23 protein-coding genes are annotated in these 23,656 nt (G+C 72.3%); 9 read left to right on the plus strand and 14 right to left on the minus strand.

Annotation, left to right across the window (positions count from 1 at the left end):
- The first annotated feature begins 37 nt into the window (after window positions 1-37).
- On the plus strand, window positions 38-826 hold the full coding sequence (locus tag ACZ3KP_RS15285) for a hypothetical protein (RefSeq protein ID WP_467499715.1): 789 nt from the start codon (window positions 38-40) through the stop codon (window positions 824-826).
- Between the two features lie 24 nt (window positions 827-850).
- Here the strand turns inward: ACZ3KP_RS15285 and ACZ3KP_RS15290 are convergent, their stop codons facing one another.
- Both ACZ3KP_RS15290 and ACZ3KP_RS15295 read right to left on the minus strand, forming a co-directional pair.
- Window positions 851-1,963 carry an ADP-ribosylglycohydrolase family protein gene (locus tag ACZ3KP_RS15290; RefSeq protein WP_358974663.1) on the minus strand — a complete coding sequence of 371 codons (1,113 nt, stop codon included), beginning with the start codon at window positions 1,961-1,963 and terminating at the stop codon, window positions 851-853.
- Window positions 1,964-2,194: 231 nt separating this feature from the next.
- Window positions 2,195-4,579 (minus strand): tetratricopeptide repeat protein, encoded by a 2,385-nt coding sequence (locus ACZ3KP_RS15295; RefSeq protein WP_467499717.1) that lies wholly within the window; start codon window positions 4,577-4,579, stop codon window positions 2,195-2,197.
- Between the two features lie 129 nt (window positions 4,580-4,708).
- Between ACZ3KP_RS15295 and ACZ3KP_RS15300 the strand changes: the two genes are divergently transcribed.
- Window positions 4,709-5,212 (plus strand): DUF2165 domain-containing protein, encoded by a 504-nt coding sequence (locus ACZ3KP_RS15300; protein ID WP_467499719.1) that lies wholly within the window; start codon window positions 4,709-4,711, stop codon window positions 5,210-5,212.
- A 6-nt stretch (window positions 5,213-5,218) separates the two neighbouring features.
- Here the strand turns inward: ACZ3KP_RS15300 and ACZ3KP_RS15305 are convergent, their stop codons facing one another.
- From ACZ3KP_RS15305 to ACZ3KP_RS15315, 3 genes are all read right to left on the minus strand, one after another.
- Window positions 5,219-5,785, minus strand: a complete 567-nt coding sequence (locus tag ACZ3KP_RS15305; RefSeq protein WP_467499721.1) for a hypothetical protein — start codon at window positions 5,783-5,785, stop codon at window positions 5,219-5,221.
- An 88-nt stretch (window positions 5,786-5,873) separates the two neighbouring features.
- Window positions 5,874-8,459 carry a bifunctional FO biosynthesis protein CofGH gene (locus ACZ3KP_RS15310; RefSeq protein WP_467499723.1) on the minus strand — a complete coding sequence of 862 codons (2,586 nt, stop codon included), beginning with the start codon at window positions 8,457-8,459 and terminating at the stop codon, window positions 5,874-5,876.
- Between the two features lie 175 nt (window positions 8,460-8,634).
- On the minus strand, window positions 8,635-9,480 hold the full coding sequence (locus tag ACZ3KP_RS15315) for an LLM class F420-dependent oxidoreductase (protein WP_358974006.1): 846 nt from the start codon (window positions 9,478-9,480) through the stop codon (window positions 8,635-8,637).
- Between the two features lie 154 nt (window positions 9,481-9,634).
- On the opposite strand from ACZ3KP_RS15315, the gene ACZ3KP_RS15320 reads away from it, so the two are divergent.
- Together ACZ3KP_RS15320 and ACZ3KP_RS15325 are read left to right on the plus strand one after the other, a co-directional pair.
- A complete protein-coding gene (locus tag ACZ3KP_RS15320) occupies window positions 9,635-11,137 on the plus strand; it encodes a CehA/McbA family metallohydrolase (protein ID WP_467499725.1) in 1,503 nt (500 codons plus the stop codon).
- Window positions 11,138-11,227: 90 nt separating this feature from the next.
- Window positions 11,228-11,884 (plus strand): class I SAM-dependent methyltransferase, encoded by a 657-nt coding sequence (locus tag ACZ3KP_RS15325; protein WP_467499726.1) that lies wholly within the window; start codon window positions 11,228-11,230, stop codon window positions 11,882-11,884.
- A 26-nt stretch (window positions 11,885-11,910) separates the two neighbouring features.
- Here the strand turns inward: ACZ3KP_RS15325 and ACZ3KP_RS15330 are convergent, their stop codons facing one another.
- Window positions 11,911-12,504, minus strand: coding sequence for a hypothetical protein (locus ACZ3KP_RS15330; protein ID WP_467499728.1), 594 nt, complete (start codon window positions 12,502-12,504; stop codon window positions 11,911-11,913).
- 68 nt (window positions 12,505-12,572) lie between these two features.
- Between ACZ3KP_RS15330 and ACZ3KP_RS15335 the strand changes: the two genes are divergently transcribed.
- Window positions 12,573-13,157, plus strand: a complete 585-nt coding sequence (locus ACZ3KP_RS15335) for a 3'-5' exonuclease (protein WP_467499730.1) — start codon at window positions 12,573-12,575, stop codon at window positions 13,155-13,157.
- Between the two features lie 32 nt (window positions 13,158-13,189).
- On the opposite strand, the gene ACZ3KP_RS15340 is transcribed toward ACZ3KP_RS15335, so the two are convergent.
- From ACZ3KP_RS15340 to ACZ3KP_RS15350, 3 genes are read right to left on the minus strand one after another with little or no spacing between them, the layout of a single operon-like run.
- Complete coding sequence (locus tag ACZ3KP_RS15340) at window positions 13,190-13,330, minus strand: hypothetical protein (RefSeq protein ID WP_467499732.1); 141 nt, start codon at window positions 13,328-13,330, stop codon at window positions 13,190-13,192.
- On the minus strand, window positions 13,327-13,599 hold the full coding sequence (locus ACZ3KP_RS15345) for a hypothetical protein (protein WP_467499734.1): 273 nt from the start codon (window positions 13,597-13,599) through the stop codon (window positions 13,327-13,329). Before ACZ3KP_RS15345 ends, ACZ3KP_RS15340 begins: the two co-directional genes overlap by 4 nt.
- Window positions 13,593-14,033 carry an ATP-binding protein gene (locus ACZ3KP_RS15350; RefSeq protein WP_467499736.1) on the minus strand — a complete coding sequence of 147 codons (441 nt, stop codon included), beginning with the start codon at window positions 14,031-14,033 and terminating at the stop codon, window positions 13,593-13,595. Before ACZ3KP_RS15350 ends, ACZ3KP_RS15345 begins: the two co-directional genes overlap by 7 nt.
- A gap of 201 nt (window positions 14,034-14,234) precedes the next feature.
- Here ACZ3KP_RS15350 and ACZ3KP_RS15355 point away from each other — a divergent pair, with 201 nt between their 5' ends.
- From ACZ3KP_RS15355 to ACZ3KP_RS15365, 3 genes are read left to right on the plus strand one after another with little or no spacing between them, the layout of a single operon-like run.
- On the plus strand, window positions 14,235-15,089 hold the full coding sequence (locus tag ACZ3KP_RS15355) for a Scr1 family TA system antitoxin-like transcriptional regulator (protein ID WP_132891586.1): 855 nt from the start codon (window positions 14,235-14,237) through the stop codon (window positions 15,087-15,089).
- A 9-nt stretch (window positions 15,090-15,098) separates the two neighbouring features.
- Window positions 15,099-15,284 (plus strand): DUF397 domain-containing protein, encoded by a 186-nt coding sequence (locus tag ACZ3KP_RS15360; RefSeq protein WP_467499738.1) that lies wholly within the window; start codon window positions 15,099-15,101, stop codon window positions 15,282-15,284.
- 7 nt (window positions 15,285-15,291) lie between these two features.
- A complete protein-coding gene (locus tag ACZ3KP_RS15365) occupies window positions 15,292-16,146 on the plus strand; it encodes a serine hydrolase domain-containing protein (RefSeq protein WP_467499740.1) in 855 nt (284 codons plus the stop codon).
- Window positions 16,147-16,244: 98 nt separating this feature from the next.
- Here ACZ3KP_RS15365 and ACZ3KP_RS15370 read toward each other — a convergent pair whose 3' ends face one another.
- A complete protein-coding gene (locus ACZ3KP_RS15370) occupies window positions 16,245-17,894 on the minus strand; it encodes an alkaline phosphatase family protein (RefSeq protein WP_467499742.1) in 1,650 nt (549 codons plus the stop codon).
- Window positions 17,895-18,060: 166 nt separating this feature from the next.
- Between ACZ3KP_RS15370 and ACZ3KP_RS15375 the strand changes: the two genes are divergently transcribed.
- Window positions 18,061-18,447 carry a nitroreductase/quinone reductase family protein gene (locus ACZ3KP_RS15375; RefSeq protein ID WP_467499744.1) on the plus strand — a complete coding sequence of 129 codons (387 nt, stop codon included), beginning with the start codon at window positions 18,061-18,063 and terminating at the stop codon, window positions 18,445-18,447.
- Between the two features lie 22 nt (window positions 18,448-18,469).
- Here ACZ3KP_RS15375 and ACZ3KP_RS15380 read toward each other — a convergent pair whose 3' ends face one another.
- The 4 genes from ACZ3KP_RS15380 to ACZ3KP_RS15395 form a co-directional block, all read right to left on the minus strand.
- Window positions 18,470-19,024 carry a DUF3455 domain-containing protein gene (locus ACZ3KP_RS15380; protein ID WP_467499746.1) on the minus strand — a complete coding sequence of 185 codons (555 nt, stop codon included), beginning with the start codon at window positions 19,022-19,024 and terminating at the stop codon, window positions 18,470-18,472.
- A 200-nt stretch (window positions 19,025-19,224) separates the two neighbouring features.
- The gene (locus ACZ3KP_RS15385; RefSeq protein ID WP_467499748.1) at window positions 19,225-20,685 is read right to left on the minus strand and encodes an aldehyde dehydrogenase family protein; all 1,461 of its coding nucleotides are present in this window, start codon (window positions 20,683-20,685) and stop codon (window positions 19,225-19,227) included.
- The gene (locus ACZ3KP_RS15390) at window positions 20,682-22,412 is read right to left on the minus strand and encodes an N-acyl-D-amino-acid deacylase family protein (protein WP_467499750.1); all 1,731 of its coding nucleotides are present in this window, start codon (window positions 22,410-22,412) and stop codon (window positions 20,682-20,684) included. Before ACZ3KP_RS15390 ends, ACZ3KP_RS15385 begins: the two co-directional genes overlap by 4 nt.
- A gap of 87 nt (window positions 22,413-22,499) precedes the next feature.
- Complete coding sequence (locus ACZ3KP_RS15395) at window positions 22,500-23,618, minus strand: LLM class flavin-dependent oxidoreductase (protein ID WP_467499752.1); 1,119 nt, start codon at window positions 23,616-23,618, stop codon at window positions 22,500-22,502.
- Window positions 23,619-23,656 lie beyond the last annotated feature (38 nt).

Genomic DNA, 23,656 nt, shown 5'->3' on the forward strand with positions numbered 1-23,656 from the left:
CGTGGCTGACCTCGCACGGACCACGGAAGGAGTGGGTGTGAAGGCTCGCTTCGGGGTGAGAAGGAGAACGGCGCTCGCGGTCACGGCGGTGGCCGCGATCGTCGTTTCCGCAGTCCCGGTTCCGGCCACCGCCGACGTGGCGGGGCAGTTGGGCAGCCCGGACCACTGGGGCGTCATCACCCGGGACACGATCGGCTCTCCCGTCGCCGACCTGCGGCCCGGCCCGTTCGGCTCGTTCGGCCTGCCGGCGGCGGCCGCGCGACCGCCCTACGGCCGGGGCAGCCTCGGCATCTCGGTGGCGGACCGCGCCACCTCCCTCACGCCGCCCAGCGAGGCCGTCCACTTCGGCGACGAGACCGACTTCTACGGCATCCCGGTGCCGGGGCTGCGCCAGATCGGCTTCCACGTCTTCCAGACCGGCGAGAACATCTCCTACGGCGGCCCCGGGAACATGCCGAACATCAGGTTCGAGATCGACCCGAACCTCGCCGCGGCCCGCGCCACCACCTACTCCTCGATGGTGTGGAACCCGCCGCCCTCCCCGGTGGTGGACCAGTGGAGCCCCTACCTCGACGCCACCAGGACCGGCACCTGGTACCTCACCGGCAGCGCGGGCGCCACGGCCAAGTGCGCCGTGGACCACCCGTGCGGCTTCCACGCCCTGCTGGCCGCGCTGAACGACGGCGGCGCACCACCCGTCGTCTACACCGCCGGGGTGAGCAAGGGCCGCGACTACATGTGGAACGGGGCCGTCGACGGCCTGCGCATCAACGACGTCGTCTACGACTTCGAACCCGACGGGGTCCAGGCCCGCCGCGCCGGCTGAGCGGGTGTCTTGGGGCGGGCACGGTCAGCGCGGGTAGCGCGCGAGCCAGCCCGGGGCCGCTCCGACCGGGCTGTGCAGGGCCGGGCCCTGGGTCATCTCCATCGCGAAGTCGTCGGCGAGTTCGAGGATCGTGGGGCGGCCCTCCAACTCGGCCACCCAGGACGGCGGCAGGGCCGTCTCGCCGTGCAGGGCGCCGAGGAGGCCGCCGGTGAGGGCACCGGCGACGGCGGAGGGCCCGGCCTGGTTGACGGCGAGGCACAGCCCGTGCCGTACGTCCTCGCCGACGAGCGCGCAGTACACGGCGGCGGCGAGCATCCCGTCGGCCGCCCCGTCCCCGGCCAGTTCCTCGACCCGCGCCGGGGACGGCATCCCCTGCCGTACGGCGCCGAGCGCGTGCTGCAGCGCGTCCGACACGGGCTGGTGCCCCGGCCGGACCGCCAGCAGCGCGAGGGCCCGCTGGACGGCCCCGTCGAGCGAGTCGCCCCGCGCCAGCGCGTGCACGATCACCGCGTACGCGCCCGCCGACAGACAGGCGGTGGGGTGCCCGTGCGTCTGCGCCGAGCACTCCACGGCCAGCTGTACGACGAGTTGCGGCTCCCACCCCACCAGCAGCCCGAACGGCGCCGACCTGGCGACCGCCTCCGGCCCCATGTCCTCCGGGTTCTTGGGCTCCTCCAGCGTCCCCATCCGCTCGTCCCCCAGCCCGAGCAGCAACGACCGCGTGGGATCCCGCCGGGCGTACAGCCACTCCTCCCGGGCCAGCCACCCGTCGTCCGCACGCCGCTCGTCGGGTCCCCAGTCGCGCTGGGTGGCCGCCCACCGCAGATACGCCCGGTGCAGGTCGGTCGGCGGATGCCAGGCGCCGGTGTCCCTGCGCACCTGGGCCCTTATCAACCCGTCCACGGTGAAGAGGGTGAGCTGCGTGTGATGCGTGACCGTCCCGCGCCGCCCGTACCCGGCCCCGAGATCGACGATCCCCTCAGGTCCGTACGCCCCCTGGATCTCCTCCAGCGTCAGCCCGTCCACGGGCCCGCCGAGCGCGTCCCCGACGGCGGTCCCCAGCAGCGTCCCCCGCACCCTGCTGCGGAAGTCCTGCTGCTCCACACGCCCCCAGACGGCACCCGACGTCGCACTCACCATGACCTCCTCACGGGCACCGTCCGTACATACGAGCGCTGAGCACTGTAATCGACCGGGAACGGTCGGTTCAGGGGCCGGTTGGGTATGCGAGGTGTGGGTTGTGTGCGCCCGGCTGACCGGGTTTCGACCGGGTCGGGAGGCGCGGTGGGGCCGGGGACGGGGCGGCGCTCGTCTTCGTCGACGGTGCGTGGTCGGCGTTCGTCGGGGTCATCCGGGGGTACCGCGGGGTCATCCGGGAGTGGGTCCGCCGCGTACCCGGTCCCGTGCCTCCCGTGCCCAGGTGAAGTCGGGGGCCAGGGCGATGGCCCGGTCGAGGTCGGCCAACGCCTCCTCTTCTCGGCCCAGTTCGTGGAGGGCCACGCCTCGGCCGGCCAGGGCGGACGGGTAGTCGGGCAGCAGGGCGACGGCCCGGGTGAGTTCGGTGACCGCGTCCGTGAAGCGGCCCGCGCGCCGGTAGGCGTCGCCCCGCTCGGAGGCGATCCAGGGTGAGTCGGGGGCGCGCCGGACCGCCTCGTCGAGGTCGGCGAAGGCCTCCGCCCACTCGCCCCGCGCGCCGCGCAGCCGTCCCCTGCGCACCCGCGCCCACAGGTGCCCCGCGTCGATGCCCAGCGCGCGGTCGAAGTCGGCGAGGGCCTCGTCGTACTGCTCCAGTGCGTGCCGGCACACGGCCCGGGAGGCGAGAGTGCTCGCGTCGGCCGGTTCCAGGGCGACGGCCCGGTCCAGCGCGGCCACGGCCTCCTGGAAGCGGCCGGCCAGTCGGAGGGTCTCGCCCCGGGCGGCCAGGAACAGCGCGGTGCCGGGAGCGAGGGCGTCCGCGCGGTCCAGGGCGACGAGGGCCCCGGTGAGGTCGTCCAGGGCCCGGCGGCACAGGGCCCGGCCGTAGTGGGCCATCGGCCGTTCCGGGTCCAGTGCGATCGCCTGGTCGTACTCGGCCAGGGAGCGGGCGGGTTCACCGGCGTTCCACAGTTCCCGGCCCCGGACCACATGGGCCAGCGCCCGGCCGCCGTTGTCCAGTCCGGGCCAGGCGAGCAGCAGGTCCATGGCGCCGGTCACCCCGTCGGCGAGGGCCTCGGCCAGGCGGCGTCCCCAGTCCCGTACGGCCGGGGCGTCGGCGGCGGTGCCCGCTTCCGCCACGGTCGCCGCCCAGCGGCGGCCGACCGCCGGGTCCGCGGCGCAGGCCGCCAGGAAGGTGCCGAGCGCTTGTGCGAGTGCCGTCCCCGGCCGGGCGCACAGGCGGTGGTAGGTCTCCTCGAGCAGCAGCGCGCGCCATGGCTCGTGGTCCCACTCCGCGCCGGGGCGGAGCCCGTGCGCCGTCTCCGCGCGCCAGCCGCCGTAGGCCTCGGCGAGTGCCTCGTGGTCGCGGGTCCAGTCCCGTGGGGAGCGTCGCCGCCGCAGGCGGAGCATCGCGTCGCGGACCAGGTCGTGGTAGGTCAGCCGGTCGGGCCGCTCGGTCACGAACGGCAGGCCGCGCAGCCAGCCGAAGAGCGCGTCGGCCTCCTCGGCGGGGCAGTCGACGGCCGCCCGGAACACGTCCAGGTCGAGGCGCCGGGGCAGCGCGCAGGCGAGTGCCACGGACCGGCGTGCGGGATCCGGTTCCCACTTCAGGAAGCGTTCCACGGCGGTGGCGCTGGGGTCTCCCACGTCGTCGGGGTCGGTGGGGCGCTGTTCGGCCAGGGCGGTGACGAGTACCGGGAGGCCGCCGCTGAGCCGCAGCACCTCCGCGATCACCGGTTCGTCCCGCACCCCCTTGTCCGCGAGCAGCCCCCGCGCCTCCGCCTCCGTGAACGGGCGCAGCGGGACGTCGGCCATGAAGTCGGCGAAACCGCCCCAGCGGGCCGTGTCGAACGGGCGCTGGCCGGAGGTGACCACGACGACGTCGGCGGGCAGGGCGCCGTACCGGTCGGTGGTCATCACGTCGTGCAGCCAGGGGTCGAGGAACGTGCCGGTGCGCTCGTAGGTGTCGAGGAAGAGGACGATCCAGGGGGCGGTGTCGGCGGCCGCGGTCAGTTCCGCCAGCAGTACCGGGGTCAGCACCCGCTCGGGGGACAGGGCCAGCTGGACGTCCTCCTGGCTGCGGAAGCGGGCCCGGATCCGGTCGGCTCCCTGGGCGAGGCGGTCGGTGTCCAGGGCCGCGGCGAAGGCGCCGGCCACCGGGACCATCCCCAGGCCCACCTGGGCCGCCCGGGCCACGGCCAGGCTGCCCGCCGACGGTGCCTCCCGGTCCTGCGGTCCGTCCATCGCGAGGGCGGCCGCCGCCTCGTGCCGCCGCTCGCGGTGCGCGGCCAGCAGCCGGTCCAGTTCCTTGAACCGCCGTCCCTGGGCCGCGAACTGACGCGCCATCGCCGCCATCGTCTCGGGCACGCTGTCCGCACCCTCGTCGACGTAGGCGGTCAGCGCCCCGGCCTCCCGGGCGAGCTGCTCCAACTCCCGCACCAGGAAGGTCTTTCCGACGCCCGCGTCACCGTGCACATGGAACAGGAACCGGTGCCGCTCGTCCTCGGGCGGCAGTTCGAGGTTCCGCCGGAACGCGGCGCGCTCCTCGGCCCGCCCGACGAACCCGGCCCTGCGCCGCCGCCCGATCAGCTCCTGCATCGACGGCCGTGTCGACCCCATCCGCCCTCCACCCCCGCAGCCGGCCCACGCCCAGTCTCGCAGAGGCCGGGGGCGACGTGGGGTGCCGAAGCACCGCTTGTCCGCCCCGGTCAGGGGTGTAATCGGGCGGGGTGGGGAAAGGACGGTGTCATGTCCACCTCCCATGCGCCTCGTGCGCTCTCGCTTGCCGCCGCCGTGCTCACCGGTACGGTCGCGCTCTACATCGCCCTCGTCGCCTTCGGGAACATCACCGACTTCGGCACCAACCAGGCCTTCGTCCAGCATGTGCTGGCCATGGACACCACGTTCAAGGACGACGACCTGATGTGGCGGGCCATCACGGACAAGGGGCTCGAGAACACCGCCTACGTCGCCATCATCGTGTGGGAGACGCTGGCCGCGCTCGTGCTGATCGCCGGGACCGTGCTGTGGTTCCGGCGCGACGACGGCCGCGCGCGGCGCGTCTCCACCTACGGTCTGCTGATGCTCGTCCTGCTCTTCGGCGCCGGGTTCGTCGGGATCGGCGGCGAGTGGTTCTCCATGTGGCAGTCCAAGACCTGGAACGGCCTGGACGCCGCGACCCGGGTCCTGGTCCTGACCGGCCTCGCACTCGTCGTCGTCCAGCTGTCGGGCCGGTCGGCCCCGGAGGACTGAGCCGGCTTACTTCACCACCGTCACCTTGGTGTCCGGTTCCGTGCCGAAGGTCCACAGGGCCGTGCCGTCCGCCTTGCGCATGCGGATGCCGCTGGTCTGCTTGCCGACGGCAGGGGGCGGGGAGGCGCCGTCGACCGCGTTGGAGAAGGCGATCGACAGGCCCGACTTCGCGGCGAAGTAGAGGATGTGCTCGATCTGGACGCCGTCCGAACCGGTCGTGGACGCCAGCGTCTTGGAGATCGTGTAGGTGCCGGGGTCGGGGCTCACCGTCCCCGGCCACACCGTGAACGTCCGGGTCGCCTTGTCGCTCGCGTCGACCAGCCAGACCCGCTTGTCGCCCAGCGCGTAGACGACCCGGCGGCCGGTGCCGGAGGCCGCGGGGACGTCCGGGGCCTTCGCCGGGGCCGGGGACGCGGAGGGATGGACGCCTGCCGACGCGCTCGCCGACGGCCGGACCTTCGCGGCCGTGGGGTGCGGCCCCTTGTCGGCCTGCACGGCGAGGAAGGCGACGGCCACCGTCGCCCCCGCCGTCAGTCCGGTGACCGTGACCCAGGAGGGCAGTAGGGCAGCCACGGGTACGTATCTCCTCCGCTATGAGGCCCCCTGTACAGACGACAGAGGTCGGATCATCGTACCGGGCCGCACCCGGGCACCCGGCCGCTCAGTCCAGCACCGGCAGCAGCTCCGGCAGGTGCCCGTCGGACGCCTCCGCCGCCCGCCGCCGCTCCTCGGACACCTCGCCGTACAGCGTCGTACGCGGCCGTGCCGGACGGCCCGCCGCCTGCGCCACGGCGACCAGGTCGCGTACCGACTTGTACGAGCCGTACGACGACCCCGCCATCCGCGAGATCGTCTCCTCCATGAGGGTGCCGCCGAGGTCGTTGGCGCCCGAGCGGAGCATCTCCGCCGCCCCTTCCGTGCCCAGTTTCACCCAGCTCGTCTGGATGTTCGGGATGTGCGGGTGCAGGAGGAGCCGGGCCATCGCCGTCACCGCGCGGTTGTCGCGCATCGTCGGACCCGGACGGGAGATGCCCGCCAGATAGACCGGGGCGTTGGTGTGGATGAAGGGGAGCGTCACGAACTCCGTGAAACCGCCGGTTCGCTGCTGGATGCGGGCCAGGGTGCGCAGGTGGCCCAGCCAGTGCCGGGGCTGGTCGACATGCCCGTACATCATCGTGGACGAGGACCGGATGCCCACCTCGTGGGCCGTGGTGACGACCTCGATCCAGGTGGCGGTGGGCAGTTTGCCCTTGGTCAGCACCCAGCGAACCTCGTCGTCCAGGATCTCGGCGGCGGTGCCGGGGATGGTGTCCAGGCCCGCCTCCTTGGCCGCCATCAGCCACTCGCGGATCGACAGGCCGGTGCGGGTCGCGCCGTTCACCACCTCCATCGGCGAGAAGGCGTGCACGTGCATGCCGGGGACCCGCTCCTTCACCGCCTTCGCGATGTCGAAGTAGGCCGTGCCCGGCAGGTCGGGGTGGATCCCGCCCTGCATGCAGACCTCCACCGCGCCGACGTCCCACGCCTGTTGCGCCCGGTCGGCGACCTGATCGAGGGAGAGCGTGTACGCGTCGGCGTCGGTGCGACGCTGCGCGAAGGCGCAGAACCGGCAGCCGGTGTAGCAGACGTTGGTGAAGTTGATGTTGCGGGTGACGATGTACGTCACGTCGTCGCCGACGGCCGCCTTCCGGACGTCGTCGGCGATCCGGGTCAGCGCGTCCAGCGCAGGGCCGTCCGCGTGGAGGAGGGCGAGGGCCTCGGCGTCCGTGAGTTTCGTGGGGTCGTCGGCGGCGGTGGCCAGGGCCGCGCGGACGTCGGTGTCGATGCGCTCCGGTGCCATGCCGGGGGCCGCCGCCTCGCGCAGGGCGCCCCAGTCGCCGTACACCTCGTCGAAGTCGTCGCGGCGGTCGGCCGTACGGCCCTCGGTGTCGATGGCGGTGTGCAGGTCGGTGCGGCCGGTGGCGACGAAGACCTCCTCCGGCTCCTGCCACGGATGCCCCTCGACGACCGCGTCCGGCACCGCGAGGCCGGTGGCCGGGTCCGCCAGGGCGGCGATGTGCGGACGCAGCCGCGGGTCCAGCCAGGGCTCGCCGCGGCGGACGAACTCCGGGTACACGCAGAGGCGTTCGCGCAGTTCGAAACCGGCGGCCGCCGACTTCGCGGCCAGTTCCTCGATCCTTGGCCAGGGGCGTTCGGGGTTGACGTGGTCGATGGTGAGCGGGGAGACCCCGCCCCAGTCGTCGATCCCGGCCGCGATCAGCCGCTCGTACTCGCTGTCCACCAGGTTCGGCGGGGCCTGGATGTTGCCGGCCGGACCCATCACCAGCCGCGCCACCGCCACCGCCGCCACCAGCTCGTCCAGTTCGGCGTCCGGCATGCCGCGCATCGCCGTGTCCGGCTTGGCCCGGAAGTTCTGGATGATCAGTTCCTGGACGCCGTGGTACGACCGGGCCACGCGGCGCAGCGCGAAGAGCGACTCGGCGCGCTCCTCGTACGTCTCGCCGATGCCGATCAGGATCCCGGAGGTGAACGGCACGGAGGAGCGGCCCGCGTCCTCCAGGACCCGCAGCCGGACCGCGGGCTCCTTGTCCGGGGAGCCGTGGTGCGGGCCGCCGGGCTCGGACCAGAGCCGGGTCGCGGTCGTCTCCAGCATCATCCCCATCGACGGGGCGACCGGCTTCAGGCGCTGGAAGTCGGTCCAGGACAGCACCCCGGGGTTGAGGTGGGGCAGCAGGCCGGTCTCCTCCAGGATGCGGACGGAGATGGCGCGGACGTAGGCGATGGTGTCGTCGTACCCGTGCGCGTCGAGCCATTCCCGCGCCTCCGGCCACCGCTCCTCCGGCTTGTCGCCGAGGGTGATCAGGGCTTCCTTGCAGCCGAGGGCCGCGCCCTTGCGGGCGACGTCCAGGACCTCGTCCGGGGACATGAACATGCCGTGCCCGGCCCGGCGCAGCTTGCCGGGGACGGTGACGAACGTGCAGTAGTGGCACTTGTCCCGGCACAGGCGGGTGAGGGGGACGAAGACGCTCTTCGAGTACGTGATGACGCCGGGGCGGCCCGCCGCTTCGAGGCCCGCGTCCCGGACCCGGGCGGCGGAGGCGGCGAGGTCGGTCAGGGCCTCGCCGCGCGCCTGGAGAAGTACGGCGGCCTCGGCGACGTCGAGGGCGACGCCGTCCCGGGCGCGTTTGAGGGCGCGACGCATGGAGTTCTCGGTGGGGCCGGTTCCGGAGGTCGCGGAAGTCGTCATTCCTTGAGCATACGTAGGGGCTCCGCGGGTCCGGCGGGGCCGGGGGCGTGCGGTGCGGGGCCGGGTGCGGGTGCGTCGTGGCTGTTCGCGCAGTTCCCCGCGCCCCTGAAGGGGCGCGGGGAACTGCGCGAGGAACCACGACGGACCCGCAGCCGCGACGGCTCCCCAGTCCCCCTCACAGATACTGCGCGCACGCGTCCAGCACTCCCAGCACCTCCCCCTCCCCCGCCGGCGGCAACTGCACCACCACCTCCTCGATGCCCAGCTCCGCGTAGTGCGCCAGCTTCCCCGGCGTCGGGTACACGGCATACGGCACCACCTGGAGCGCCGCCGCGTCCCGCCCCGCGTCCTCCCACACGCCCCGCAGCACCGGCAGCGACTCCGTCAGCCCGCGCCCGCCGATCGGCAGCCACCCGTCCGCGTACTCCGCGATGTGCGCGAACAGCTTCGGCCCCGCCGCCCCGCCGACCAGCGTGCGCGGACCGACCACCGGCCCGCGCGGCTTCTGCACCGGCTTGGGATGGGCGGAGGAGGCCCGTACGCTCCCGAACTCGCCCTCGTACCCGGTCGGTTCCGCCGCCCACAGGGCCCGCATCAGGGCCATCCGGTCCCGGGTCAGCTCCCGCCGCGTCCGCCAGGTCACGCCGTGGTCCGCGGCCTCCTCCACGTTCCAGCCGAAGCCGACGCCCAGGGTGAACCGGCCGCCGGAGAGGTGGTCGAGCGTGGCGATCTGTTTGGCGAGGTCGATCGGGTCGTGCTGGGCGACCAGGGTGATGCCGGTGCCGAGGCCGAGGCGCTCGGTGACGGCGGCGGCCTGGCCGAGGGCGACGAAGGGGTCGAGGGTGCGGCCGTACTCGCGCGGCAGTTCCCCGCCCGCCGGGTACGGGGTGGTCCGCTCGACCGGGATGTGGGTGTGCTCGGGCAGGTACAGACCGGCGAAACCGCGCGCCTCCAGCTCACGGGCGAGGCGGACGGGGGCGATGGTCTCGTCGGTGAGGAAGATCGTGACGGCTATACGCATGCCCCATCTGTACCGGTGGTGGCTCGATCTGTCCATACCGACTGGTCGGCATCAGGCGTCCCACCTGTCACACCGCTGGGCACATGGCATACGGATGCCTGTGGATTCCCTGTCCTTCCGGGGGAGTTCACGTCCGGCGGGGAGAGTGAGCGGCATGTGTGAGGACACGCACGGCATCGGCAGACGCGCGCTGATCGTGACGGGCGCCACCACAGCCCTTACGTTGGGAACCGTGAGCTTCGCAGCGGCGGACGGTCAGCACCAGGAGACCCGCACGGTACGCGGCACGCTGCCACCCGGCTGCCCGGACTTCGTGTACGTGCCGGTCGAAGTACCGCCCGGCGTACGGGAGATCAAGGTCTCCTACACCTACGACAGACCGAGCGTCCCGGCCGGCACCCCGGGCAACGCGCTCGACATCGGCGTCTTCGACCAGCACGGCACCGAGCTGGGCGGCAAGGGCTTCCGGGGCTGGTCCGGCGGCGCCCGCACGGAGTTCTACGTCCGCGCCGACGACGCGACCCCCGGCTACCTCCCCGGCCCGGTGGGCGCCGGTACCTGGCACATCGCGCTGGGCCCCTACACGGTCGCCCCGCAGGGACTGTCGTACGAGCTGACGATCACCCTGACCTACGGGGAACCCGGCACCCCCGTCCGCCCGGTCCACCCGCCGCAGCGGGCCAAGGGGCGCGGCCGGGACTGGTACCGGGGCGACTGCCACCTGCACTCCTGGTACTCCGACGGCCGCCGCACCCCCGCCGAGATCGCCGCCCTCGCCCGGGCCGCCGGCCTGGACTTCATCAACTCCTCCGAGCACAACACGAACGCGGCGCACGCGCACTGGGCCGACCAGGCCGGCGACGACCTGCTGATCATGCTCGGCGAGGAGATCACCACGAGGAACGGCCACGTGGTCGCCCTCGGCACCGACCCGGGCACCTTCGTCGACTGGCGCTACCGGGCCCGGGACAACCGCTTCGGCCACTTCGCCCAGCAGATCCACCGGGCCGGCGGCCTGGTCGTACCCGCGCACCCGCACGCCACGTGCGTGGGCTGCGCCTGGAAGTTCGGGTTCGGGGACGCGGACGCCGTCGAGATCTGGAACGGGCCGTACACCCCCGACGACGAGGTGGCCCTCGCCGCCTGGGACGCCACGCTCGTCGCCTCGGTACGGAACGACCGGCGGTGGCTGCCCGGCATGGGCAACAGCGACGCGCACCGCGACCCGGACGCCGTGGGCTCGCCCCAGACCGTCGTCCTCGCCGACGACCTGAGCCGCGAGGCGATCCAGGAGGGCCTGCGCGCGGGCCGCTCCTACATCGCCGAGTCGAAGAACGTGACGCTGAGCTTCACGGCGACGGGCGGGCGGGGCGAGCGCGCGGGCATCGGCGAACGCCTCGCCGTGGCCGCCGACACCCCGGTCACCGTCCGCCTTGAAGCCTCCGGCGTCCCCCGTTGCACGGTCCGCCTCGTCACCGACGAGGGCGTCCTGCTCACCACCGACCCCTTCCCGGTGACCGGCTCGGGCACGGTCGAATGGGGGACCACGCCCTCCTACGCCGCGTACGTCCGCGCCGAGATCCGCCACGAGACGGCAGCGGGCCCGGTCCCGGGCGCCCTGGCGGCCCTGACGAACCCGATCTTCCTGGGGCGGTGACCTTCAGGAGGGGTTCAGGGGTTCTACGCTGGACCCCTGTCCTCGGTCTCCGGCGGACACGGGGCCGGCCTTTTCGAAGAAGGACTTGCCTTGCCCGCACAACACGACATCGCCGCCGAGACGGAGCTGTGGGACACCTTCGCCGCTTCCGCTTTCAAGGACGACGCGGAGCCGGGCTTCTGCTGGACCCAGTACGCCGGCCACGGCCCCGGCCCCGAACTGCTCGGCGACCCGCGTGCCGTCCTGGAGATCGGGTGCGGCACCGGCCGGGCCCTCGCCCACCTCGCCCAGCGTGGGATCTACGCTCGTGGTGTCGACCTGTCTCCCGTCATGGTCGAGAAGATCACCACCAAGTGGGGCCGCACAGGGGCGGAGTTCGTGTGCTCCGAGGTGCTGGAGTACCTGAGCGCACACGAGGACACGTACGACGCCGTCTACTCGATCTTCGGAGCGGCCTGGTTCACCGATCCGGGTCGCCTCTTCCCTCTCGTCCGCCGGCGGCTCAACCCGGGGGGCGTCTTCGTCTTCTCACAGCCCCCGGCCATCCCCGGCGCCTACGGACCGCAGGGCATGTACAAGGGCGGCTTCGCAGGCAAAGCGATGTTCACCTACCGCTACAGCTACCGTCCGGCCGTCTGGGAGCGCCTGCTCACCCGGGCAGGATTCGCCACGGCCCACGCGGAGGTCCTTGACGCGCCTCACCCTGGACATATCGGAACCCTTTTGGTCCGCGCTGTCGCGACGTGAACCTCGGCCTTCAGGGGCTGTCGCGCTCAGCGGCGGTCGTCCCGTCCGCGCTCGGTGCGCCGCAGTTCGCGCCGCAGCGCGCGTCGCTGCTTTCCCGGCAGGGTGGCGGCCAGCTCGCCCACCGGGGCGACGTCGTGACCTTCGCCGTCCCGGCACCACCACACCGGCGGCCCCGCCGCGTCCGTCGCACCCGGGTACCAGTCGTCGGCGGTCCCCGCGGGACGCGGGTGCATGCCGAGCTTGTGTTCCCCGCAGACCGGCCAGACCTGCCAGAGCAGCTCCACCAGGGTCTCCTGCGCCGCGTCCGCCACCACGGTCAGCACCGTCGCCTCGTCGTCCGGCTCCAGCGGGTCGCCCTCCTCGGGGTCCCACGCGTTCACCTGGTTGCCCTGCCAACGGCCGTCGGGCATCGCCACGTGGACCCGCCCCCTGTCGGTCTCCCCTGGGTCGACCATCAGTACCAACGCGTCCTGCCCCGGCAGGGTCGCCGTCACGTCACGGTTAACCACCGCGAGCGCGGCCTCCAGCTTCGGCCACTCACCGGGCTCGACGGGCCTGGGCTCCGGGAGCCGCGGGCGGTCGCGACCAGGACCGACACGGTGATACGAGAAGTAGCTCACCGGCGCATCGTGCCATCCGCGCCGAAACTCGCGTGCCCCGGTCGCCGCGCCTCCCTACGCTTCCCGTCATGGACAGCGCCCGGGCCGAGGGGCTCGTCAACGTCGTGGATGTCGAGGCGACCTGCTGGGCCGGTGCTCCGCCGCCCGGTGAGGTCAGCGAGATCATCGAGGTCGGGCTGACCGTCGTCGACCTGGTGGCGGGTGAGCGGCTGGCCCGGCACCGGATCCTGGTGCGGCCCGTCCGGTCCACGGTCAGCGTGTTCTGCACCGAGCTGACCGGCCTCACCCAGGCCGAGGTCGCCCGGGGGGTCAGCTTCGCCGAGGCGTGCCGACTGCTGGCGGCCGAGCACCGCGCGGGCGTCCGGCCCTGGGCCAGCTGGGGCGACTACGACCGCCACCAGTTCACCCGGCAGTGCCAGGCCACCCGGACGCCGTACCCCTTCAACCACCGCCACACCAATGCCAAGGCAGCCTTCACCGAGGCGTACAGCCTGCGCAAACGCCCCGGCATGGCCCAGGCCCTGGAGATCGCCGGGCTACCCCTCGAAGGCCGCCATCACCGCGGCGAGGACGACGCCTGGAACATCGCGTCCCTCGTACTTCTCCTCGCCGCGCGCGGCCACTGGCCGGACCTGGCGGAACACCTCGGCTGAGTGGTGTACGTCTACTCCACGGACGGAGGCCGTCACCCGGGGATCTCGCGGCCGGTCGCCGGGTTTCGGGCGATGGCGGCGAGCGCCTCCCGGACCGCTTCCCGCTCCCCCTCCGTCAGGTCCCCGAACGCCTTCCTCGCGGGCTCGGCCTCCTCCAACGGGACTTGGTTCACCCGCCGCCTTCGGCTCGCGCGTCTTCCAAGGCCGTCATGATCTCGGCCGAGTTCCTGATCAGGACCCGGTGCCGGTAGGCCCGGACCACGGCCGCGGCGCCGGTGAAGTCGTCGGTCGGGGAAGCTCCTATGGCGGCCGCCAGCTCCGCTTCGAAGCGCTCGCGATCGCCTGGGAAGCCGTAGCGGCTGAGTGCGCCGCGCAGGTCGTCAACGGTCCGGATCTCCGGGAGGGGCGTCGCTCCGTTTCCCAGCCTGGCACCGGTCACCACGCCGCCGCCGCGGCTCCGCACTCCGCCCACATCACCTTGCCGCCCTTCGACGTGCCCAGTTCACGGAGTACCGACGCGCCCCACCGGTCCGCGCAGGCCCGCACCAGGGGCAGGCCGCGGCCGTGCTCGGCGTCGGGTGGGGGTGGTGGGGCGGGGGCGGTCGAGAAACCGGGCGGGAGGTGGGGGTCCGTGTCCCATACGGTCACGCGGAGGCGGCCGTTGTCGGTCGAGCGGAGCCGGAGCGCGTACGGTCCCTTCGTGTGACAGTGCGCGTTCGCGAGGAGCTCCGCCGCCACCAGCTCCGCGGTCGGGGCCAGCTCCGGGAGCCCGTGCGCGGCGAGGACCAGCCTCAGGGTGCCCCGTGCGATACCCGGTGCGCGTGGATCGTGCGGAAGGTGCAGGGTGTACGCCCAGGACGGGGATACGGTGGCCATGGGAAGTCTCCGGTCACAGAGGGGAGTTCGACAGATGCCTGGTGTCTGTGCCGTGGCGTCCCGCGGTGCGCTTCCAGGCGTGGCGCCCGAGACGAAGACAGGGGCTCCGCAAAGTAGCTTTGCGGGCTTTCGAAGGATCTCGTCCTCATCTCCCTCGTGTGAGTGACAAGCTCGCTGTACGTCCGCTAGGAGGAAGCACTCATGACGCCACGGCCCGCGCCGACGGCCCGACGCGTCCGGCTCGCCACCGAGCTGCGCAAACTCCGTGAGCGGGCGGGCCTGACCTCCACCGAGGCGGCCCAGATGCTCGGTACCAGCTCGGGTCAACTCAGCAATGTGGAGTCGGCCAGGTTCGGAGTGAGCCCTGACCGTGTCCGGGCCATGGCCAACCTCTACTCGTGCACGAACCAGCCCTACGTCGACGCCCTCGCCGACATGGCCGCGGAGAAGACACGCGGCTGGTGGTGGGAGACGTACCGCGAGGTGCTTCCCTCCGGTCTGCTCACCCTCGCCGAACTGGAACACCACGCGACAGCTGTCCGTACCGCCTTCACGGCTCACATCCCGGGCATGCTCCAGACCGCCGAACACGCCCGGGAGATCTTCAGCAAGGCGATCCCGGCTCCCACCCCACCGGAAGTCGAGCACCGCGTCTCACACCGCATCAAGCGCCAGGACGTGGTGTTCCGTGAGCACCCGAATCCGTACAGCACCGTCATCCACGAAGCCGCCCTGCACATGCGGGTGGGCGGCCGGAAAGTGGCCCGCGACCAGCTCAGGCACCTGATCAGCATGAGCCTGCGGGATCACATCACCCTGCGGGTGCTTCCCTTCGACGTCGGAGCCTTCCCGGGATCAGGCCAGTCCATCAACTACTTGTGCGGCCCCGTGGCGGAGCTGGACACCGTACAGCTCGACCAGTTCCACGGTCCCGTACTGCTCGACGCCGAGGCCCACTTGGAGAAGTACCGACGCCTCCTGGACGTCGTCGAAGCCACCGCTCTCAGTCCCGAGAAGTCCCGCGACCTGATCCACGCCATCATCCAGAACATGTGAGGAGCCCGCATGCCCACGCACCCCTGGCGGAAGTCGTCCTACTGCCAAGAAGGAGAGGCCTGCGTCCACATATCCACCACCCCCACCCTCGTCCGCATAGCCGACGCCGACCCGCCCCGGAACGTCCTCACCGTCGGCGCCAAGGCCTTCGGCGGTCTTCTCGACATGCTGAAGTCATCCGCACACGGGATGTGACGGAGTTGTGCGCCCTGTTCCCACCTGCGTCCTCAGCAGCGGCCAAGCCCCCCGGGTCCAGCACGGACACGCCCTGGACTCGTACGTCCAGATCGGCTCCCTGAGCAAGCCGCTCACCGGAACCGTGCTGGCCCGACTGGCCGCGACGGGCGTGCTGCAGTTGGACGCCCCATTGGAGGAGTTCCTCCCGGTACCGCGGGGCACCGGCATCACCCTGAGGCATCTCGCCCAGCACACCTCCGGACTGCCACGGCTGCCCCCACACCTGAAAGGGCGCGACCCCTACGCCGCCTTCGACGACGCCGCCCTGCACGCCGTACTCCACGGACTGGACACCCTCACCACCACCGCCCCCGGCCACACCGAGGAGTACTCCAACCTCGGGTACGCCATCCTCGGAGCCGCGCTCACCTCCGCCACAGGGATGTCCTACCAGGACCTCCTGAACCACTACGTCCTTGCCCCGCTGGACATCACGGAGGTGACCGGCACTCCTCCGCCGGACAGACGCCTGCACAGCCGCGGGCTGTTCGGCCGCCCACGTCGCCCCTGGACCATGACCGGCGCCATCCTGCCCGCCGGAGGCCTCTGGGCCACCCCGCGGGCCGCCGCCGATCTGGTGGTCGCCCTCCTCGTCGACCGGAAACTGGGAGAGCCCGCCCTGTCCTGGCAGAGATCCGGCCCCGTGCTCTGGCACAACGGCGCCACGGGTGACGCCTCCGTTTTCGCCGGCGCCGTGCCGGACGGCAGATGGGTAGTGGTGCACCGGCTCACCGGACAGGCAGACCGCACCGACGAACTGGGCATCGAGGTCCTGCGGCAGGCCGTACCCGGCAACACGGTCGAACTTCAGGACGAGTGAGTCCTGCAAGGCTCCCCACGTCGTCGCCCGGGGCCGCGGCGTCTGCGTGGCCGCGGCCCCGGGACAGGGACAGGGACAGGGACTGGGACTGGGCCCGGTCAGCGGACCGGCAACGACCGGGTGTGTTCGATGCGGACGGCGTCGAGGGCGCGCGGGTCCAGGCCGAGCAGCCGGAGCAGCGTCGGTGCGATCTGCGTGGTCCGCACCGGGGCGTTGACCCGCACGGCGTGCGGGGTGCCGGCGCCGTAGACGACGAGCGGCACGTCGCGGTCGTCGGCGGCTGCTCCGCCGTGCTCGGCGATCTTGCCCTTGCCGCCCGTGTAGACCACGCCGTACCGGGCGATGCCGAACAGGTCGGGCACGCGCGGGTCGCCGGGCCGGGCGTGGAAGTACCGGGCGGCGGCCGCACCGGCGTACACGGTCTTCAGGCCGCTCGCCGTGAACGGCTTGGCGGCTCCGTCGATGCCGTCGCCGGTGCCCGACTGCGCGAGCAGGTAGGCCTTGGCGAACTCGGTGGCGGCCTGGGAACGGTCGCTGAGCCACAGCAGCATGGCGTCGTCGTCCACGGCGTGGGCGACCAGGTCGCCGGCGCCGGGGTGGGCGGCCTTCCAGGCGGCGTTCAGCCCGTCGAGCAGCGGTCCGTCATCGATGCGGGTCAGCGCCTTCGGGTCGGTGGGCGACTGGCCGTGCTTGGCGGACAGGATGACGGTCGTGCTGCCGTCCAGGCCCCGCTCGTGGATCTCGGCGAGGAACGCCCCGACCTCCCGGTCGACGAAGGCGAGGTTCTTCGCGAGCAGCGGGCCGGGGGTGCCGGGCGTGGTGTAACCGCCCGTCAGGCCGTCGGAGGACGGCAGCTTCTGGGCGGTGGACACGGACTGGAAGTTCATCCCGAAGACCGCCGGGACGCCGGTGCGGTGGGCACCGCTGTGGTCGTGGCCGTCGATCTCGTTGAGGACGGCCTTCACCTTGTAGGCGTCGTACTGCTCGGTGGCCGCGTTGTCCTTCGTCCAGTCCTGGCCGGCCGGGTAGCCGATGGCCTGGCTGTTGATCTCGGGCGCGAACAGGTCCTGGATGCCCTTGCCGGACGGCCCGTCGAGGATCTCGTAGGCGACGTGCTTGTCCGACCACGCGGTGCGCAGCCCCGCCTCGCGGGCCACGTCGAAGACCGTGTTCACCTTGAGGTAGGAGTGCGGGTAGACCGGCTTGCAGGTCTTCGGGTCGACGGGCAGCTTCGCCGGGTCGATGAGGCGGGCGGCGTCACCGGTCATGTTCAGGATGCCGCCGGGGAGCCCGGACAGGCCCTGGCCCGCGTCGAGGGAGTTCGGGTTCTTGTCGAGGTCCTCCGTGAGGTCGACCTCGGCGCCCGGCTTGACGCCCGCACAGTGGGTGGTGCCGGCCGGGAGCAGGGCGTTGCTGTAGGTGTCGTCGTAGTAGACGCCCGTGACGCCCGGGTCGCCGCCGGTCAGCTGGCCCACCATGCCGGGGAAGGAGTCGGAGGGGACGGTGGTTCTGGCGTGGGTGTACTCCACGCCGCCGCCGGCCAGCCGGGCGAGCGCGGAACGCGGGTGCCGGGCCACGTACCAGGCCAGGTCGGACTGGTGCAGGCCGTCCACCGACAGCAGCAGCACGTGCCGGGAGCGGGACGCCGGGGAGGCCGCGGCGGGATCCGCTGTCGCGGCGGTCAGGCCGCCGACGGCGGCGAGCGCGGCGGCGGCGGCCGCGACAGGACGGAGGGGGTGTCGGAACACGGTGGTTCTCCTCGAAACTGTGCGGAGCTTGGGATCCTGCGGGGGGCGCACCGACATTCGAGAAGGAGAACGTGTACGGAACCGGGCCTGCGTGCCCGATTCTGTCAAAGAACGTCATGTCGGCGCGCAAAGCCGACCGGCTCACCAACCTGTAGACAGAGGAACGATGTCCGACCGCAGATTCCGGATCACCACCGCCTTCCAGCGGCACGTCGCCAACCCGCTGACCCGGCTCATGCCCTTCCAGACCCTGCTGGAGACCACCGGGCGGGTGTCCGGGCAGGCCCGGCGGACCCCGCTCGGCGGGCGGCGGGTCGGGGACAGCTTCTGGCTGGTGTCGGAGTTCGGGACGAAGTCGCAGTACGTGCAGAACATCCAGGCCGATCCGCGGGTACGGGTGCGGATCGGCGGGCGGTGGCACCACGGCACCGCCCACCTGCTGCCCGACGACGACCCGGTCGCCCGGCTGCGCACCCTGCCCAAGGGCAACAGCATGGCCGTGAAGGCCCTGGGCACGCGGCTCCTGACGATCCGGGTCGATCTCACCGACTAGGACGACCGGGGCGGCCCCTGGTTCAGCTGGCGGCCTTGTAGAACGCGTACGTCGCCGCGTACGGCACCGAGATCTGGTCCGTGCCGGTGCAGGCCGCCGCCGGGGCCACGCCGCCCTCCGTGTCGAGGCGCTGGACGTAGGTGACGCCCTCGAACGTGCCGGCGCCGCGGGTGGCCGTGGCCTTCAGGAGCAGCTCGGGGACGGCGCCGTCCTTGGGGGAGTTGGCGATCGCCGAGGCGTTGACCGCGCTGCCGTCGACGGTGGAGACCCAGACCGGGCCACGGGAGTGCAGGGCGACCGGGCGGTGGGCGCGGTCGCGCTTGTCGGAGAGGGTGGCGGCGGGCTCCAGGAGCTTCCAGGCGCCGTCGGTGCAGGTGTAGGTCTGCACGCCGTGCGCGGCGTAGACGCCGGTCAGCTTGTTGCCGTCGGGCACTGCGAGGGCGGCGGGGGCGTGGACGGCCGGGAGGTGGGCGGGCCGGGCGGAGTAGGCCTGGACGGCGGACGTCCCCAGCGCGGTGACGGCCGCGGTGGCGGCGACGGCCGTGGTGGTCAGAGCGATTCTCTTGGCGAGCTTCATGGCGTGGTCTCCGGAAAATTCCGTGCGTGTGCGTGCGGGGAAGAGGGACGGCCGGACGTCGATCAATCGGAAACCGGCCGTCCCCCCTTGTGCCCCGGACGCTACGGACCCGCTCCGTCCTGTGCGGCCACTTTCACGATCTCTGCCCGCCGAGGACACCTCCCCGAGCCCGAAGGGGCAGGTGACCGGCCGGTAACACCTCATCCGGGCCAGACGATCGCCTGCACCTCGCTGTAGGCGTGCAGCGCGTACGAGCCCACGTCCCGGCCCACCCCGCTCTTCTTGAACCCGCCGAACGGCGCCTCCATGTTCCGGCCCACCGTGTTGATCCCGACCCCGCCCGCCCGCAGCCGCCGCGCCACCCGGAAGGCCCGCGCCACGTCCCCCGACCAGACGTAGTCGATGAGGCCGTAGTCGGAGTCGTTGGCGAGGGCGATGCCCTCCTCCTCGTCGTCGAAGGGGACCACGGAGACGACCGGGCCGAAGATCTCCTCACGGGCCGCCCGCATGTCGTTGGTGCAGTCGGCGAGGAGGGTGGGGGCGACGTAGAACCCGCGTTCCAGCGAGGGGCGTTCGCCACCGGCCACCACCGTCGCCCCTTCCTTGCGGGCGAGTTCGACGTACGACTCGACGCGCGCCCGGTGCTCGGCGGTGATCACCGGTCCCACCACGGTGCCGGGTCGCGCGGGGTCCCCGACCGGCAACCGGCGCGCGTACGCCGCCAGTTCGGCCACCAGCCGGTCGTACAGCCCGCGTTGCACCAGCACCCGCGTCGGCGCGGTGCAGATCTGTCCGCTGTAGAAGGAGTAGGTGGTGCCGATCCCGGCGACGGCCGAGCCGACGTCCGCGTCGTCGAAGACCACCGCCGCGCCCTTGCCGCCCAGCTCCATCAGCTGCCGTTTCATGTCCCGCCCGCACACCTCGGCGATGCGCTGCCCGACGGCCGTGGACCCGGTGAAGCTGACCATGTCGACGTCCGGGGAGGCGACGGCCGCCTCGCCGACCCCGGTGGACCGCCCGGAGACCACGTTCAGCACGCCCGGCGGGGCACCCGCCGCCTCCAGCGCCTCCGCCATCCGGTAGACGGACAGGGGGTCCTGCGGGGCCGGCTTCACCACCACCGTGTTGCCCATCGCCAGCGCCGGCGCGACCTTCCCCGCCGGATTGGCCCACGGGTTGTTGTACGACGTGATGCAGCTGACCACGCCGACCGGCTGCCGTACGGCCAGCGCGCCCATCACCCCGGCCTTCCCCATCGGCCCGGCCTCGTTGATCTGCGGTGCGATCGCCCACTCGGCGGGCTCCACGGTGGCGTACCGCCGGAACCGGGCCGCGGCCACCCCCACCTGCATCGCCCGCGCCGTCCCGGTGGTCGCCCCGGTCTCCGCCCGCGCCAGCTCCGTGTACGGCCCCAGCCGCCCCCGGACGATGTCGGCGGCCCGGCCCAGCACCGCCGCCCGCTCCCCCGCCGGCGTCCGCGACCACGCCCCGAACGCCTCCCGGGCCGCCGCGCAGGCCGCCAGCACCTGCTCCTCGGAGGCCTCGGGAGCCCAGCCGACGGTCTCCTCGGTCGCCGGGTCGACGACCGGGTAGTGCCCGGCGTCCGGCTCCACCCAGGCGCCCCCGACGAACAGCCGCTGCCCCTCGGCCGCCGTGCTCACCGAGTGCTCACCGTCCTGGTGTCCCGCCCGGACCGCAGCACCCTCCCCGGCACGGCACCGCTCACCACGTCGTCGCGGATGGCCTCGACGCCGTTGACCCACACCGCCCGCACCCCGATCGCCCTGGAGTCCAGGCGCGGGCTGTCCCCCGGCAGGTCGTGCACCAGGGTGGCCTGTCCCGCGGCGATCCGCTCCGGGTCGAAGAGCACCAGGTCCGCGTGCCAGCCCTCGGTGATCCGCCCGCGTTCGCGCAGCCCGAAGAGCCGGGCGGGGTCGTCGGTCAGCATCTTCACGGCCTGTTCGAGACCGAGCAGCTTCCGGCCGCGCAGACAGTCCCCGAGGAACCGGGTGGTGTACGGCGCCCCGCACATCCGGTCCAGATGGGCCCCGGCGTCGGACCCGCCGAGCAGGACGTCCTCGTGCTGCCAGGTCTCGGCGCGCAGCGCCCAGGAGGCGGGGTCGTTGTCGGTGGGCATGGGCCACAGGACGGTCCGCAGGTCGTCGGCGGCACAGATCTCGACCAGGGTGTGGAAGGGTTCCTGGCCGCGTTCCCGCGCGATGTCCCCCACCACCCGGCCGGTGAGCCCGGCGTTCGCCTCGCTGTAGGTGTCCCCGATGACGTACCGCCCGAAGTTCGCGAGCCGCCGGAACACCCCGGCCTCCTTGGACCCGGCCCGCTCCAGCATTTCCGCGCGCACCGCGGGATCCCGCAGCTTCTCGATCCGTGCCGGGACCGGCAGCCCCAGGATCGGGCCCCAGCCGGGGATGAGGTTCAGCGCGCAGAAGGTCCCCAGCGACATGTTCATCGGCGTGAGGATGGGCATGGTCAGCGCCACCACCCTGCCGCCCGCCTTCCGTGCCCGCTCACTGGCCCGGAGCTGCCGGGGCACCCGTTCCGGCACGGACGCGTCCACCGTCAGCACGTTCCAGTTCAGGGGCCGCCCGGCCACCGCGCTCATCTCGGCGAACAACTCGATCTCGGCATCGCTGAACTGGTCCAGGCACCCGGCGACGATCGCCTCTATCTGCGTCCCCTCGTGCTCCCCCACCGCCTTGGCGAGGGCCAGCAGTTCGGCGGGGCGGGCGTGCCGGGAGGCGACGGGCTGCCCGTCCCCGTCGGAGTGGGTGCTGGACTGGGTGGTGGAGAAACCCCACGCTCCCGCGTCCATCGCCTCGTGCGACAGCCGTACGATCTCGGCCAGTTGCTCCGCGCTGGGCTGGCCGCCGACCGCCTCGGGACCCATCACGTACCGCCGCAGCGCACAGTGCCCCACCATGAAACCGGCGTTGACGGCGATCCGCCCTTCGAGCGCGTCCAGGTACTCCCCGAAGGAGTTCCAGCTCCAGGGCGCCCCCTCCTCCAGCGCGACCAGGGACATGCCCTCGACCTTGGACATCATGCGCCGGGTGTAGTCGGCGTCGGCGGGGCGGGCCGGGTTCAGCGGCGCGAGGGTGAACCCGCAGTTCCCGGCGGCGACCGTGGTCACCCCGTGGTTGAGGGAGGGCGTCGCGTACGGGTCCCAGAACAGCTGCGCGTCGTAGTGCGTGTGCGGATCGACGAACCCGGGGGCGAGGACGAGCCCCGTGGCGTCCTCGACCGTCCGGGATTCCTCGGTGACGGTTCCGATGGCGGCGATCCGGCCGTCGCGTATGCCGACGTCGGCGGTGAAAGCGGGAGCGCCGGTCCCGTCGACAACGGACGCACCTTTGATGAGGTGATCAAGCATGGGGCTCCCTTTGAAACTCCGGTACTGAAAAGGGGCGCGGGGAACTGCGCGACCAGCCACAACGCACCCGCACCCGCCAACGCACGCTCAAGCCCCTTGACGGAACCGCGTGGTCCGGTGCACCGGATCCGTGTCGATCTTCGGGATCACGTGCTCCCCGATCAGCCGGATCGTCTGGAGCGTCTCCTCCTTCGGCACCCCCACCGGCAACCCGAAGCTCAACTGGTCGGCCCCGGCCTGCTCCCACCGCTTGCACTGCCGCAGCACCTCGTCGGGGTCGCCGCAGATCAGCAACTCCTCCTCGACCAGCAGCTCCACGAACTCCGGGGTGTACTCGGGCAGCGTCTCCGGCCACTCCGGGAACCCCTCGGGCCGCGGGAACGTGTCGTGGTACCGGAACACCAGCGAGGGCAGGTAGTGGAGCCCCCCGGACGCCGCGATCCGGATCGCCTCGTCGTGCGTGGGCGCGCAGATCGCGGTCGTCGTCACCATCACGTTGTCGTTGACGAAGTCCCCCACCGGCTCGGCGTTCACGATCGCCGTCTTGTACTGCTCCAGCACCCACTCCATGTCGGAGACCTTCTGGATGCTGAACCCGAGCACCCCCAGCCCCTTCTTCGCGGCCATGCCGTACGACGGCGGGGACCCGGCCGCGTACCACATCGCCGGGTGGGACTTCCCGTACGGCTTGGGCAGCACCTTGCGCGGCGGCAGCTGCCAGTGCTTGCCCTGGAAGCCGGGGTACTCGTCCTGGAGCCACATCTTGGGGAACTCGGCGATCGTCTCCTCCCAGATCTCCTTGGTGTAGTTCATGTCGGTGACGCCCGGTATGAACCCGAGGATCTCGTGGGAGCCGGCGCCGCGTCCGCTGCCGAACTCGAAGCGGTTGCCGGTGAGGTGGTCGAGCATGGCGACCTTCTCGGCGACCTTCACGGGGTGGTTGACCTGGGCGAGGGGGTTGAAGATCCCGGAGCCGAGGTGGATCCGCTCGGTGGCGTGGGCCAGGTACCCCAGGTACACGTCGTTCGCGGACAGGTGCGAGTACTCCTCCAGGAAGTGGTGTTCGGAGGCCCAGGCGTACTTGAAGCCGGACTTGTCCGCCTGGATGACGTACTCGGTCTCCTCCATCAGTGCCTTGTGCTCGGCCAGCGGGTCGGTCTCGGCTCGCTTGCCCACGTATCCCTGTACAAAGAGCCCGAATTCCAAGGCGGTTCACCGTCCCCAGTTCAGGTGGTCCCTATGAG

This window comes from Streptomyces sp. NPDC020958, from assembly GCF_055562175.1.

What these genes read in the sequence shown, in the direction of transcription:
- ACZ3KP_RS15315 (WP_358974006.1), bottom strand. Translation starts at nt 9,480, where the DNA reads ATGCGTATAGCCGTCACGATCTTCCTCACCGACGAGACCATCGCCCCC.
- ACZ3KP_RS15300 (WP_467499719.1), top strand. Translation starts at nt 4,709, where the DNA reads ATGTCCACCTCCCATGCGCCTCGTGCGCTCTCGCTTGCCGCCGCCGTG.
- ACZ3KP_RS15310 (WP_467499723.1), bottom strand. Translation starts at nt 8,459, where the DNA reads ATGACGACTTCCGCGACCTCCGGAACCGGCCCCACCGAGAACTCCATG.
- ACZ3KP_RS15380 (WP_467499746.1), bottom strand. Translation starts at nt 19,024, where the DNA reads ATGAAGCTCGCCAAGAGAATCGCTCTGACCACCACGGCCGTCGCCGCC.
- ACZ3KP_RS15350 (WP_467499736.1), bottom strand. Translation starts at nt 14,033, where the DNA reads ATGGCCACCGTATCCCCGTCCTGGGCGTACACCCTGCACCTTCCGCAC.
- ACZ3KP_RS15360 (WP_467499738.1), top strand. Translation starts at nt 15,099, where the DNA reads ATGCCCACGCACCCCTGGCGGAAGTCGTCCTACTGCCAAGAAGGAGAG.
- ACZ3KP_RS15320 (WP_467499725.1), top strand. Translation starts at nt 9,635, where the DNA reads ATGTGTGAGGACACGCACGGCATCGGCAGACGCGCGCTGATCGTGACG.
- ACZ3KP_RS15390 (WP_467499750.1), bottom strand. Translation starts at nt 22,412, where the DNA reads ATGCTTGATCACCTCATCAAAGGTGCGTCCGTTGTCGACGGGACCGGC.
- ACZ3KP_RS15335 (WP_467499730.1), top strand. Translation starts at nt 12,573, where the DNA reads ATGGACAGCGCCCGGGCCGAGGGGCTCGTCAACGTCGTGGATGTCGAG.
- ACZ3KP_RS15295 (WP_467499717.1), bottom strand. Translation starts at nt 4,579, where the DNA reads ATGGGGTCGACACGGCCGTCGATGCAGGAGCTGATCGGGCGGCGGCGC.
- ACZ3KP_RS15355 (WP_132891586.1), top strand. Translation starts at nt 14,235, where the DNA reads ATGACGCCACGGCCCGCGCCGACGGCCCGACGCGTCCGGCTCGCCACC.
- ACZ3KP_RS15375 (WP_467499744.1), top strand. Translation starts at nt 18,061, where the DNA reads ATGTCCGACCGCAGATTCCGGATCACCACCGCCTTCCAGCGGCACGTC.